General features: G+C 66.3%; 12 protein-coding genes. 4 read left to right on the top strand and 8 right to left on the bottom strand.

Annotation, left to right across the window (positions count from 1 at the left end; all coding sequences use genetic code 11):
• Nucleotides 1-347, top strand: a 347-nt coding sequence (locus VNM24_01610; GenBank protein HWQ37297.1) for a 2Fe-2S iron-sulfur cluster-binding protein, incomplete at its 5' end; no start/stop codon positions are given.
• Between the two features lie 164 nt (nucleotides 348-511).
• Here VNM24_01610 and VNM24_01605 read toward each other — a convergent pair.
• Nucleotides 512-1,564 carry a TRAP transporter substrate-binding protein gene (locus VNM24_01605; GenBank protein ID HWQ37296.1) on the bottom strand — a complete coding sequence of 351 codons (1,053 nt, stop codon included), beginning with the start codon at nucleotides 1,562-1,564 and terminating at the stop codon, nucleotides 512-514.
• A 316-nt stretch (nucleotides 1,565-1,880) separates the two neighbouring features.
• On the opposite strand from VNM24_01605, the gene VNM24_01600 reads away from it, so the two are divergent.
• Both VNM24_01600 and VNM24_01595 read left to right on the top strand, forming a co-directional pair.
• Nucleotides 1,881-2,444 (top strand): OsmC family protein, encoded by a 564-nt coding sequence (locus VNM24_01600; protein HWQ37295.1) that lies wholly within the window; start codon nucleotides 1,881-1,883, stop codon nucleotides 2,442-2,444.
• A complete protein-coding gene (locus tag VNM24_01595) occupies nucleotides 2,441-3,745 on the top strand; it encodes an NAD(P)-binding domain-containing protein (GenBank protein ID HWQ37294.1) in 1,305 nt (434 codons plus the stop codon). The genes VNM24_01600 and VNM24_01595 overlap by 4 nt, the downstream gene beginning before the upstream one ends.
• A 496-nt stretch (nucleotides 3,746-4,241) precedes the next feature.
• Here the strand turns inward: VNM24_01595 and VNM24_01590 are convergent, their stop codons facing one another.
• The 5 genes from VNM24_01590 to VNM24_01570 all read right to left on the bottom strand — a co-directional run bounded on the left by VNM24_01590 (nucleotide 4,242) and on the right by VNM24_01570 (nucleotide 8,820).
• Nucleotides 4,242-5,564, bottom strand: coding sequence for a TRAP transporter large permease (locus VNM24_01590; protein ID HWQ37293.1), 1,323 nt, complete (start codon nucleotides 5,562-5,564; stop codon nucleotides 4,242-4,244).
• Entirely contained in the window at nucleotides 5,561-6,028 is a 468-nt protein-coding gene (locus VNM24_01585; protein HWQ37292.1) for a TRAP transporter small permease, read from the bottom strand. The genes VNM24_01590 and VNM24_01585 overlap by 4 nt, the downstream gene beginning before the upstream one ends.
• 356 nt (nucleotides 6,029-6,384) lie before the next feature.
• Nucleotides 6,385-7,236 carry a hypothetical protein gene (locus VNM24_01580; GenBank protein HWQ37291.1) on the bottom strand — a complete coding sequence of 284 codons (852 nt, stop codon included), beginning with the start codon at nucleotides 7,234-7,236 and terminating at the stop codon, nucleotides 6,385-6,387.
• Complete coding sequence (locus VNM24_01575) at nucleotides 7,233-8,249, bottom strand: TRAP transporter substrate-binding protein (GenBank protein ID HWQ37290.1); 1,017 nt, start codon at nucleotides 8,247-8,249, stop codon at nucleotides 7,233-7,235. The genes VNM24_01580 and VNM24_01575 overlap by 4 nt, the downstream gene beginning before the upstream one ends.
• 121 nt (nucleotides 8,250-8,370) lie before the next feature.
• Complete coding sequence (locus VNM24_01570) at nucleotides 8,371-8,820, bottom strand: carboxymuconolactone decarboxylase family protein (GenBank protein ID HWQ37289.1); 450 nt, start codon at nucleotides 8,818-8,820, stop codon at nucleotides 8,371-8,373.
• 127 nt (nucleotides 8,821-8,947) lie between these two features.
• Here VNM24_01570 and VNM24_01565 point away from each other — a divergent pair, with 127 nt between their 5' ends.
• On the top strand, nucleotides 8,948-10,315 hold the full coding sequence (locus VNM24_01565; protein ID HWQ37288.1) for a tetratricopeptide repeat protein: 1,368 nt from the start codon (nucleotides 8,948-8,950) through the stop codon (nucleotides 10,313-10,315).
• A gap of 160 nt (nucleotides 10,316-10,475) precedes the next feature.
• Here VNM24_01565 and VNM24_01560 read toward each other — a convergent pair whose 3' ends face one another.
• Nucleotides 10,476-11,378, bottom strand: a complete 903-nt coding sequence (locus tag VNM24_01560) for an HAD-IA family hydrolase (GenBank protein HWQ37287.1) — start codon at nucleotides 11,376-11,378, stop codon at nucleotides 10,476-10,478.
• Nucleotides 11,379-11,577: 199 nt separating this feature from the next.
• A complete protein-coding gene (locus VNM24_01555) occupies nucleotides 11,578-12,090 on the bottom strand; it encodes a TlpA disulfide reductase family protein (GenBank protein HWQ37286.1) in 513 nt (170 codons plus the stop codon).
• Nucleotides 12,091-12,231 lie beyond the last annotated feature (141 nt).

The raw sequence follows: 12,231 nt of genomic DNA, 5'->3' as shown, positions 1-12,231 counted from the left end.
TGCAGGGGCTCGCCGGCCTCGGTTTCAGCCCGGATCGGCTGCACCACGAATCGTTCGGATTGCGCGGGCGGATCGACGCCACCGCGTCGTACAGGATCGAACTGGAGCCGGATCGCGGCTTTGCGTACGAAGGGCAAGCCTCCTTGCTGCATGCCTTCGAGGAGCAGGGCATCGACATCGGCGCCGATTGCCGGGCCGGCCACTGCGGCGCCTGCCGGTTGCACGTCGCCAGCGGAAAGGTGCGCTGGCTGCTCGCGGCTCCACCGGGACTGGCGGCCGACGAGATTCTCGCCTGCTGCTGCGTGCCCGAGACGGATCTGAAACTGAAGGCGCCCATGCCGGCCTGAACCGGCGGGGGATCGGGGCACAGCGCGGCCCGTGCAATGAGATTGCGCCAGGCTCGTCAGCGGCCTCCGTGATTGGTAAGACGGCGCGAAGTCGCAGCAAGGCGGCGCGCCCCGCAGGATATCGAGCGACGGAGCTTGTGCGCCGCAGGCAGCAAAGCGCGCAGCTATTCGCCGTGCTTTCTTGTCAGTGCCAGCGCGGCTGCGAGCAAGGCCTCGCCGTCCACCCCTTTCCTGTTCATCTCCGCGACCCAGGCCTCGGTCACCGGCTGGGTCAATCGCTTCCAGCGTTCGATCTCGGCGCCGGGGATCACGTTGATCGACTCTGGCGGGACGGCCGCCCGTCCGCCGGCGTCGGCCTCGCTCATGATCCTGCCGAACGTTCCGGACAGTTCGATGCCGCTGTTGGCGTCGATGATCTTTCTTTGATCGGCCGACAGTCCCTCGTAGCGGGCCTTGTTCATCGCGAGCACGAACGCGGTGGTGTACATCGCGGCTTGCGATGGGTCCGTCTCGCTGTGAAAGCGGGTCAGCTCGTCGACCTTGATCGCGGGGACGATCTCCCAAGGCACGACGAGGCCGTCGATCACGCCCTTGGACAGTGCCTGGGAGACTTCCGGCAACGGCATGCCGATGGGTGTGCCGCCGAGCGCCGCGATGAGCCTCGAGGACTGCCGCGTCGGCGCGCGGATCTTGAGCCCGCGCAGGTCCGCGCGGCTGGTCACCGGCTTGCGGACAAGATGAAACAGGCCGGGTCCGTGCACGTTGAAAGCGAGTGGCTTCACGTCCGCGAACTCGGCCTGAGCGTGCCGCTCGACGAACTCCCACAACGCCTTGCTGGTGGATTGCGCGTTCTTCATCAGGAACGGCAGCTCGAACACTTCGATGCGGGGGAAACGGCCCGCCGTGAATCCGGGGACCGCGAAGACCACGTCGACCACGCCGTCCCGGACCTGGTCGTACAACTGCGTGGGTGCGCCGCCGAGCTGCATGGCCGGATGGATCCGGCAACTCACGTCGCCTCTGGACTCCTGGCGGATCTTCTCGCACCAGGGAACGATCATGCGCGTATGGATGTTGGAGGTCGGCGGAAGAAAGTGATGCACCTTGAGCACGACCGGCTCGGCGCCTGCGGCTGCGGACAGCAGGAGAGCAAGCCCCGCGAGGAAGGCTGTGCGAAGACGATTCGAGCACACGCACGCAGAGGCTGCGACGATCATCGACACGCGCTCCCTCGGGAAAAGGCCGGCAAACAAGCCGGTTGGCCGTCGATCCGGGATTATGCCCCGAGGAGGAGTCGGCCTCCTGCGCGTCGACTGCCGGATCCGGGCCGCCTCCAACGGGGCTGTGGACCCGGAGGGGCTGCCAGCCGGATAAGCCGCGGCCCGGCCGAATTTGCTGTGACGGGCGTCGGCACAAAGAGGTAGGCGTTTATTAGCCGTAGCTATATAGGTATGCGCTTTCGTACCTAGAGCGCGAGTCGAGCACTGCTATTCTTCCCGGTCCCGTGTCCAGACATTCTTGTGAGGAGGAAAAATGAGCACCGTAGTCGAGAAGTCCGTCAACAATGGCGTCAAGGTCGATGCGCTGCTCAGCGCGCGCGAGGCGCTCGCCAATGCACCGGAAGCGGCGCAGTTCAAGTGGCGGGCCACCTGCCAGTGGGTGAACGGCACGCACAGCCAGTCGGTCGTCGAAGGATTCTACGGTCTGGGCGGCGAACAGAAACACCGCACGCGATTCACTTTCGACGCGGACCATCCCGAAGTCTTCGCTTCCGAAGACAAGGGCGCGACGCCGGTCGAACTGGTGCTTGCCGGCCTGGCGAGCTGCCTGACCGCCGGGATCGCCGCTGTGGCGCAACTGCGCGAGATCCAGCTGCGCTCGGTTTCGGCCACGCTAGAAGGCGACATGGACATCCGCGGCATCCTCGGCGCCGATCCCGACGTGCGCAACGGGTTCAACGGCATCAAGGTCACCTACAAGATCGACGCCGATGCTTCGCCAGACGACATCAAGGCGCTGGTCGCGCAGTCGCAGAAGCGCTCGGCGGTGTACGACATCATCACCAACCCCACGAACGTCACGGTCGAAGTCCAGTGATCGACCGCGTTCCCCCGCCCGGCCGGCGCCGCGTCACCACGGTGATCATCGGAGCCGGACACGCCGGGCTCGCCATGAGCCGCTGTCTCGCGGAGCGCTCCATCGATCACGTGATTCTGGAGCGCGGGGAGGTCGCCAACTCCTGGAAGACCGAGCGCTGGGATTCGCTGCGGCTGCTCACGCCGAACTGGCAGAGCCGGTTGCCCGGCTATGGCTACGCGGGCGACGACCCGGACGGTTTCCGCGACATGCCGCAGACCGTCGCGTTCATCGAGCGGTACGCGCAAGCGATTTCCGCCCCTGTGCGCACTCACACCGCGGTCACTGCGGTTCGCCGCAGGGAAGACGGCTACCGGGTGATCACGGAGCACGGCGATTGGGACTGCGATTCGGTGGTTCTCGCCACCGGGGCGTGCAACACGCCGCTCGTGCCGGCGATTTCCCGGGCGCTTGCGCCGGGGATCACGCAACTCACGCCGATGCAGTATCGCAATCCGGCGCAGCTCGAAGCGGGTGGGGTGCTGGTGGTCGGCGCTTCGGCGAGCGGGATCCAGATCGCCGACGAGATTCAGCGCTCGGGCCGGCCGGTCACGCTCGCGGTCGGCGAGCACGTGCGGATGCCGCGCGTCTACCGTGGCCGGGACATTCAGTGGTGGATGGATGCCACAGGGCTCCTCGACGAGCGCTACGATCAGGTCGACGACATCGTCCGGGCGCGCAACGTGGCCTCGCCGCAACTTGCCGGCTATCCGGACCGGCGCACGATCGATCTGAATTCGCTCACCGCCATCGGCGTCAGGCTGGTCGGCCGCCTGGCGGGGGTTGCGAACGGCAAGGCCCAGTTCTCGGGGTCGCTGCGCAACGTGTGCGCGCTCGCCGATCTGAAACTCAACCGCCTGCTCAACACCTTTGACGAGTGGGCATCCGCGCAGGGGCTGGACGGCGAAGTCCCGCCTGCGCAGCGCTTCGAACCGACCCGCGTCGAAGCTTCCCCGCCGCTGCTGCTCGACTTCGGGCGCGCCAACATCAGGACCGTCATCTGGTGTACCGGTTTTCGCCCCGACTATTCCTGGCTCGAAGTCCCGGTGCTCGACCGCAAGGGGTTGATCCGCCACGACGGCGGCATCGTCCTCGATGCCCCGGGGATGTATCTCCTCGGCATGCCGTTCCTGCGGCGGCGCAAGTCCAGCCTCATCGACGGCGCGGCAGACGACGCCCGCGAACTGAGCGAGCACCTCTTGTCCTGGCTCGGGCGCCGCGTCTTCTCGCCTCACGCTTCTCGCCAGGCGGTCGGCGGCTAGCGGCGCATTCGGGTGCGGCTCATCGAGCTGCGAGAGCGGATCGGCTCGAGCGCAAACCGCTCCGTCCCGTGCCGCAAGGATCCAGAGTTCGAAGCGCTTGCCGAACGCAACCGTGATTGCGTGACGCAGCGGCCCGCGCGGTGCTGCAAACGGGGCTCGAGGACGCGCCGGACAGCGTGCGCCAGACGTGATCCGATCGACGGCCAGCGCGGTGAGGTAACCAAGCAGCCGAGCCTTCGTCGCCGACTCGAATTATGGGCGCATCGGTCCCGAACGCCTGCGCGTAGCCGGCGAGCAGGACTCGATCTGCTTCCTGGCCTGCCTGACCGTCGCTTGCGCGAGGGTCAGGACGCTCAACGCGCCAGAAAGGCGCGGCCACCGAAGCGCATGACGACGTGTTCCTTTGCCAGAAATTCCGGCCAAAAGGTTGCGCAGCGGGTAAAGCCCGCTCTTCTTGACTGCGTGCCTTCGCGTTTCGCTCCGTTCTCCTCGAAGCTCAGCCGATCAGGCGGACCAGATAGAGGCTGAGGATCGGAAAAAAGAACAGCACGATGACGCGGATGAAGTCGGAGACGAGGAAGGGGATGACGCCTTTCACCGTCTCCAGCATCGCCACGTCCCGGGCGAGGCTGTTGACGACGTAGGCGTTCAGTCCGACTGGCGGGTGGACAAGCCCGATCTGTACCACCATCAGCATCAGGATGCCGAACCAGATCGCCTTTTCGGTCGCACCCAGCCCCCACAGATCCAGTCCCATCACCACCGGGAAAATCACAGGCAGGGTAAGGATCAACGTGGCGAGCTCGTCCATGAAAAAGCCCATGATGATGTAGAAGATCAGGATTCCCGCCACGATCGCGAGCGGCGGCCAGCCAAGCTGCGACACGCCCTGCGCGAGCTGCGCGGGCATCTGCGACAGCGCCAGGGCGCCGTTCAACATGTCGGCACCGAGAAAGACCAGGAACACCATGCCGGTGGTTTCAGCAGTGCCCAGCAGCGCATTCCTGAATTCCTGCCAGCCCAGCTCGCGCCGCGCCAATCCGGCCACCAGGGTTCCCGCCGCGCCGACGGCGGCGCCCTCGGTAGGCGTGAAGAGCCCGCCGTAAATGCCACCGAAGACGACGAGGAAGATGGCGACGATCGGCCAGATCCGCGTGAAGGTCCGCAGCCGCTCGGCGTTCGAGTGCCTGGGCTGCGCGGGACCGTGGTCTGGATAGATGCGCACGTAGATCGCGATCACGATGCAGTAGAAGATCATCGCGAGGAGCCCCGGCACGAAAGCCGCGAGAAACAGCTTGGCGATGTTCTGTTCGGTGAGGATCGCGTAGACGACCAGCGGCACCGAGGGCGGGATCAGGATACCGAGCGTGCCGCCGACCGCGAGCGTTCCCGTCGACAGCCGGCCGGAGTACTTGTAGCGCCGCATCTCCGGCAGCGCCACCTGGCCGAGCGTGGCTGCGGTGGCGACCGACGAGCCGCATACCGCACCGAAGGCGGCGCAGGCCAGGATGGCCGCCATCGCCATGCCGCCGCGCAAATGACCGACCAGAGCATTGCCGAAATTGAACAAGGCGCGCGACAGACCGCCCTGGGTCGCGAACTGACCCATCAGAATGAACAGCGGAATCACCGAGAGTTCGTAGTGCGAGAAGCGGGCGAACGCGAGCCCCTTGAGATAGTTGAGCAGCGGCGCGTCCCCGGCGATGACCAGGTAGCCGGCCGCGCCGGGCAGGAACATCGCCACCGCGATCGGCACGCGCACGACCATGAGCGTGAGCATCGCGGCGAGCAGCAGCACTCCGAGGGCGGTTGCGCTCACGGCGACGTGCCTTCGCGCCACGCGCGCCAGACGCAGAACAGCGCCACCACGGCGGTGAGCGCCAGGCCGGGCGTCATCGCCGCGTAGCTCCACCAGATCGGAAAGCCCAGAATCATCGTGGTTTCACCGCTCTGATGGGCGGAGAACGCACCGGCGGCAGCGCGCCACGCCACCAGCGCCATCATCAGCGCTACGAGCAGCGCGGCGAAAGCGTCCAGCCGGCGCTGAGTGCGGATGCGGGCGCGCGTGGTGAAGAAATCGACGATGATGTTCGAGCCCCGTAGCTGGCACCAGGGCAGAAACAGCGCGATGCAGGCCGCGAGTCCCACCTGCACCAGCTCGAAGTCGCCCTGCACCGGCGCGAGACCGAGCGCGCGCAGCGCGACACTGGTCACCACCATGCCCGCAATCGCGGCCAGGATCGCCCCGGCGACGATCGCCGCCCAGGCCGCCAGCGCGTGCATCGTGCTTTCGAGTTTGTTAGCAGATGATGGCATTCTCAAAAACGGCTGAAGAGCGAAACACGAAGTAGATCAAACAAGACAGAACGGTACGGCTAAAGTGGATTCTGGCGCGAACAGCCCGCATCGGGCGAGCTGTACGCTCTTGCTTTTCATGCACCTCATTGCCGGGAACCGGTGGAGAGCTCACTCAACACCACAGCGACACGGCCACAGCGTGCCGCTTGTTGCTATTCAGTTTCCTGTTCTTCTTCGTGCCTTTGACTCCGGCATCACGTTGGCTTCGCAACGTAAGCCTCCGCCGCAACAAGCCGTTGCGCGCGTGTTGTGTGGCTCGCTCTTGAATCTTGGCCTTGGCTTCACTGAATAGCCGCAAGCGTGTCGGCGGGGCAGAGGAGCAGGTTGGCGTTGCCGCTGCCGGAAGACTGCGCGTACTCGCCGTACTGCCGTCCTTCCAGCGGTGCGCCTTCCGCCGACAGGGCGCCGAGAACGCCGAGCAGGATGGCGAGCGCGCGACCGCCCATTTCGACCACGGCGTTGCGGCTGTAATCGGTGAACTCCGCGGTGGCGGCCGCAATCTGGCCGCGCTTGAGTCGGGTGATGAAGTGGCGGTCGGCCTCGATCCGTTCCGGCGTGGGCCAGAGATGCCGGCCGCGTACCAGAGCGTGTGAGAGCGCGCTGCTCGCGATGAACACCACGCGGCGGGCGAGCCGCTTTGCGATGGTGTGAATGAGCGCGCCGGCACGCAGGCATTCGGCATGATCGGCCATCAGCACCACCGGCACGCCCACCACGGCGACCTCCGCCTGAGGATCGAGATGCGACAGGGGCACGAACGTGCCGTAGTCCCAGGCGTAGTGCGGCGAATCGTTGCACGCCGCCGGAACGCCGCTCTTCTTCCATTCCTCCACCAGCGCGGCGGCGAACTCGGGGTCGCCGCGGTAGTGATAGGGCATGCCGGGGATCAGGTCGGGCGCCTCGTCGGCGACGCACACGCCCTGGTGCACGGCCTGACAGGTCGTGAGCCAGTTGAAGGTCGAGACCCAATGCGTCGAAGCGATCACCCACAGGTCGGGCCGCAGGCAGCGGCGCAGCGCTTCGCCCAGCCGCCGCTCGCCATCGACCAGCGTGCGCTGGAAATCCGGGGTGATCTCGGCTCGGCTCAGCGTCGGGACGTGGGCGACCAGGGCGGCCGCGATGACCCCGCTCATCGGCGGTGCTTGGCGATGAGCCGGCGCGCGCTGTCCAGCAGCGCCGCACCGTCTGCGCCGCGTCCGGTGACTTCCTTCACCCAGGCGTCGATCACCGGCTGCGCCAGCATTTTCCACTTCTCCAGCTCGGCGTGCGGGATGACGTTGATCGAGCCTTTGAGCGCCTTGCGCGGTGCTTCGTCGGCCTCGCGCCAGATTCGACCGATCTCTCCCGAAAGCGAGAGGCCGCTGTTGGCGTCGATGACCTTGCGCAGCTCCGGCGGCAAGCCATCGTACTTGGCCCGGTTCATCGCGAAGATGAACACCGTCGTGTAGAGCGCGGCTTCGGACGGATCGGATTCGCTGTGGAACTTCGTCAGCTCGTCGGCCTTGATGGCCGGTACCACTTCATAGGGCACGAGCGCGCCGTCGATCACCCCTTTGGACAGTGCTTCGGGTACTTGCGAGACCGGCATGCCGACCGGTGTGGCGCCGAGCGCGGCCAGCAGCTTGTTGCTCTGGCGCGTGGGGGCGCGCACCTTGAGCCCGCGCAGGTCGGCGCTCGTTCTCACCGCTTTCCTGACCATGTGAAAGACCCCCGGCCCATGCACGTGGAAGGCGAGCGCCCTGACGTCCTTGAACTCCTGGATGTCGTTCTGCTCGATGTATTCCCAGAGCGCTCTGCTGGTCGCTTCGGGATCCCTCATCACGAACGGCAGCTCGAACGCTTCGACGAGCGGAAAGCGCCCGGCGGAGTAGCCGGGCACCGTCCACACGATGTCGACCACGCCGTCCTTCGCCTGATCGTAGAGCTGCGCGGGCGTTCCGCCCAGCTGCATCGAAGGGAATATCCGGCACTTGAGGCGATTGCGTGACTCGCGGGCGATCCTTTCGCACCAGGGCTGCATGAACTTGGCATGCGCCGTGGAGCCCGCCGGCAGAAAGTGATGGATCTTGAGCGTGACTTCCTGCGCCTGCACGGACAGCGCTGCGGCCAGCAGCGCTGCGGCCAGCACGATCTTCTTGTTCAGCATCCTTCTCCTCCGAAGGCAACCGGCGTCCGGGCTGCCGGCAGTGCACCGGCCAACCTGCGCCGCGTGAAGGATAACCCGGACTCGCGCCGCCTTCACCTCGGCGGTGCGAACCCGCCGCCCATCAGGCCCCCGGCTGCGCGTCGTCCTCGCGTCGCGCGACGTGGGCCAGAATCTCCGCTCCGCGGTTGGCGGCCGAAAGCCCGCGGAACAGAAAGCACAGATTGATCACGGCTTGCAGCTCTTCCCAGGATGCGCCGGCCTTGCGTGCGGCGATGGCGTGCAGCTGGGCGGCGTCGTTGAGGTCCATCAGCAGCATGCCGAACAGCATGAGCTGGGCGGTCTTGACGTCGAAACACCTCGGATACATGCCGTGCTCCCGGATGCGCTCCTGCAAGTCCAGCATGGCGGGATCGAGCGCGCCGGTGACGTGCAGGCGCGCTTCGATGCGCGGCGGCACGAAGCCGAGCAGCTCCCGGTAGACTTCGCCGCGCTGCTCGATGGTTTTTTCTCTGTCTTTGTATTCTCCGATTGTCCGGCGCACGGCGGCCTGGTCGATCCGTTGGGGCAACATGGGCATCCTCCTCGATGGTTGACTGGAACGGTCGGAGCGCAGTATGGCGAACAGGCGGCACCCGGGGCAACCGCGCACGCGGCGTTTGATATGCTGGTGCTGGAGCATCACCTGCGGGAGGACTTGCATGATCGCCAGCGAGACGGGCGTCGAATATACGGCCGCGAGCGAGGCCGCCGTCCAGGCGTTCGAAGCGACCATCGAAGCCTACTGTTCCTTCGCGCGCGACATCGGGTCCCGTCTCAAGGCGACCTTCGAAGCCGATCCGGCGATGCCGATGGCGCACGTGCTCAAGGGCTACTTCTTCCAGTACATGGCGGTGCCCTGGGCTCTGGCGAAGACGCCGGAGACGATCGCCAGGGCCAGAGGCCTGATGGCGAAGGCGAGCGCGCGCGAGCAGATGCACGTGCTCGGGCTGGAGGCCTGGGCCAAGGGCGACTTGCGCGCGGCCGTGCGCATCTACGAGTCGATCCTGCTCGACCAGCCGCGCGATCTCCTGGCGCTGAAGCTCGCCAATTTCTTCTACTTCTATCTGGGCGACTCGAAGAACGTGCGCGATTCGGTGGCGCGCGTGCTGCACGCCTGGGATCCCTCGATGCCGTTCTACGGCTACGTGACCAGCCTGTATGCCTTCGGCCTGGAGGAGACCGGGCGTTACGCCAGGGCCGAACGCATTGCACGCGCTGCGCTGGAAGTCAATCCGCGCGATGCCTGGGCGGTGCACACCGTGGCCCATGTCGCGGAAGCGAGGGATCGGTACAAGGAGGGCATCGCATTTCTTGGCGAGACCGAGCCGTACTGGAACGCCGGGAACAATTTCCGCTACCACCTGTGGTGGCATCGGCTGCTGTTGCACCTGGGACTGGGCGAAGCCGACGCGGGGCTGGAACTCTATGATCGCAGGCTCTGGGACCCGCAGTCCGACGATTACCTCGACCTCACCAATGACATCGCGACACTGCAGCGCCTGGAGATTCTCGGGGTCGATGTCGGCGACCGCTGGCAGCCGCTGGCGGACAAGGTCGAGACGCTGTGCGGCGTGCGCTACTTCGCGTTCATCGACGCCCATTACCTGCTGGCCCTGGCGGCGGCCGGGCGGGTCGAGCGCGCGCGCCTCATGCTCGACGAAATGAAGGCCCACGCAGCGTCCAGCCGGACCACGACCGGTGAAATCACGGCCCGGGTCAACGCCGCCTTGTGCGAAGGTTTGCTGCAGTACCGGGCCGGCCACTTCGAACGCGCGGTGGACTGCATTCTGCCGCTTCGCGACGAGATCCGCCTGATCGGCGGCAGCCATGCCCAGCGCGACCTCTTCGACCAAGTGCTGATCGACGCGGCCTGGAAGGACCGCAGGTACACCCTGGCGCGGGCGCTGCTCTCGGAGCGCGCGCAGGCGCGGCCTCGAAACGCGTGGAATCGTGCCCGGCTCTCCGAGGCGATTGTGGCTCTGGGCGATCTCGCCGTGGCCGATCGGCTTCGCGGCGCCCCGGCGTAACGCAACGGCGGAGAAGGTTCAGCGCAAGGCGCGGTTCACGAGGCCGATCCCGGCCGCCGACCAAGGCTGCGGCGAGCGCGAAGGACGCGACCATTGGCCCGCTCCGAGCTGCCGACATCGGACCGGCTCCACGCCCCTCGCTCCTTACGCCTTCCGCCCCTCACCCTTTCGCCTCACTGCTCGCGTCTGTCGGCGACTCGTTCAGCAGACTTGCCATCCACCACGTCGGGCGCAGTTCGGGCGCGATGGCAGAGAAGTCGATCCGGCTCACGCCGGTCGCGAGCAATACCGAATCGATGCCGGCGGCGTTCGCACCGGCGATGTCGGTTTCCAGTTGGTCGCCGATCATCACGACATTGCGCGAGCCGATCCTCGCAATCGCTTCCCGGTACAGATGCGGTTCCGGCTTTCCCAGGCGCGCGAACTTGAGGTCGCTGCGGTCGGGATAGCGGCGGGCGAGCGCAGCTTCCAACATCAGCGCGATGCTCCCGGCGGCCAACCCGTAGCCGTCTCCCGAGGGATAGATCAGATCGGGATTGGGAACGATCAGTTGCACGGTGCGTCCCTTGTCGAGCCGGCGGAACAAGGAAGAAAGCGCCGCGTCGATCGTCGGCAGGAACGGATAGCCGGTCTCATCCCCGATGACCAGCACCTCGAAGTCCGCTTCGACCGGCACCACCCTGCCGCCGGCTATCCGCACGTAGCGCTCGCTGTCGGCAGGCCCCAGAACCGCGCAGCGCGCGCCTTTCAGCCCGCATTTCTCGAAGTACGGTTCGAGCAGCAGTCCGGAGCCGAGAATGACCGCCGGGTCGATCGCGAGTCCCCGACGCCGGTAACGCGCGGCGGCGTTCTGCGGCAACTGCGAAGCGTCGTTGGTGAGGATGAACCACGGTTTGCCGGCGCGCTTGAGCCGGTCGATTGTCTCGCGCGCGCCCGGCATGATGCCTTCGCCGTGCACCAGCACACCGTACGCGTCGAGCAGGAAGCCGTCGTAGCGCTCGATGAGTCCATCGAGCGAGATCTCCGGCACCGCGGCGCCGGCCGGTTCGCGCAACCGGGTCACGCAATGCCCTCCCTCGATGCCGCAACGCCCCGAAGAAGGTCGGGGGCAACGCGGGATGCTTCGGCGCGAGGGTACCCAGCCCCGATGTCGCGCACGCCGGACAGCGGCGACTGGACGCGACGGACTCGTCGATAATTCACGCTTCTCTCGTGACGATTCGAAACTGCGCGAGATCCGTGCCGCGCCGCAGCGCCCGGTCTCAGCCCTTGGGAAGCAGCTCCCGGATCCTGGCTTCGACTTCCGGTGCGTCCCATTCGAGATCGCCCAGCACGCGGTAGCGGATCTTCTGATCGGCATCGATCACGTAGGTCGTCGGCAGACCTTTGTCCACCCATGCGTTGCTCGCCTTCATGTCTCGATCGAGGAGCACCGGAAAGCGCATGCCGAGCTGGTCGAGAAAGGGGCTGATCTGCTGTTCGCTCTCGCCGAAATTGACCGTGAGCAGCGCGAAACGCGCGGGCGGCAGCTTCTGCGCCAGCCGTTGCAGAGAAGGCATCTCCTTGATGCAGGGTGCGCACCAGGTTGCCCAGAAGTTGAGCACGACGACCTTGCCGCGGTACTGGCTCAGGTCCCGCAACTTGCCGTCCAGATCCTTGAGCGCCAGTTTTGGCGTGGCATGGCCGGTCCACGGCTTGAGCTTGGACAGATCGGCCGGGGCGGCCGGCAACGCCCACAGGAACGCAAGGCACACGAACGAAACAATGGAACGCATCGACCCGAGCGAATCAAGCAACGGTTGCAGGAAGGGCGAGAGTTTACCAGCGCTCGCGCCTTCGCCTCGCACCGCCGCTTCCACGTTTCGGAGCAATGCTGACGCAATCGGCACGGCCTGCAGAGCGGCCGGCGCGCCCCG

Source organism: Burkholderiales bacterium (assembly GCA_035560005.1).
Classification (GTDB): Bacteria; Pseudomonadota; Gammaproteobacteria; order Burkholderiales; family Eutrophovitaceae; genus DASRFY01.
The sequence above is the reverse complement of the archived record's forward strand: the minus strand, read 5'-3'. Positions and strand labels throughout refer to the sequence as shown.

Bases quoted from the DNA above. Each gene is read 5' to 3' on its own strand.
- VNM24_01605 (HWQ37296.1), bottom strand. From the start codon at position 1,564: ATGATCGTCGCAGCCTCTGCGTGCGTGTGCTCGAATCGTCTTCGCACA.
- VNM24_01600 (HWQ37295.1), top strand. From the start codon at position 1,881: ATGAGCACCGTAGTCGAGAAGTCCGTCAACAATGGCGTCAAGGTCGAT.
- VNM24_01585 (HWQ37292.1), bottom strand. From the start codon at position 6,028: ATGCACGCGCTGGCGGCCTGGGCGGCGATCGTCGCCGGGGCGATCCTG.
- VNM24_01580 (HWQ37291.1), bottom strand. From the start codon at position 7,236: ATGAGCGGGGTCATCGCGGCCGCCCTGGTCGCCCACGTCCCGACGCTG.
- VNM24_01575 (HWQ37290.1), bottom strand. From the start codon at position 8,249: ATGCTGAACAAGAAGATCGTGCTGGCCGCAGCGCTGCTGGCCGCAGCG.
- VNM24_01570 (HWQ37289.1), bottom strand. From the start codon at position 8,820: ATGTTGCCCCAACGGATCGACCAGGCCGCCGTGCGCCGGACAATCGGA.
- VNM24_01565 (HWQ37288.1), top strand. From the start codon at position 8,948: ATGATCGCCAGCGAGACGGGCGTCGAATATACGGCCGCGAGCGAGGCC.
- VNM24_01555 (HWQ37286.1), bottom strand. From the start codon at position 12,090: ATGCGTTCCATTGTTTCGTTCGTGTGCCTTGCGTTCCTGTGGGCGTTG.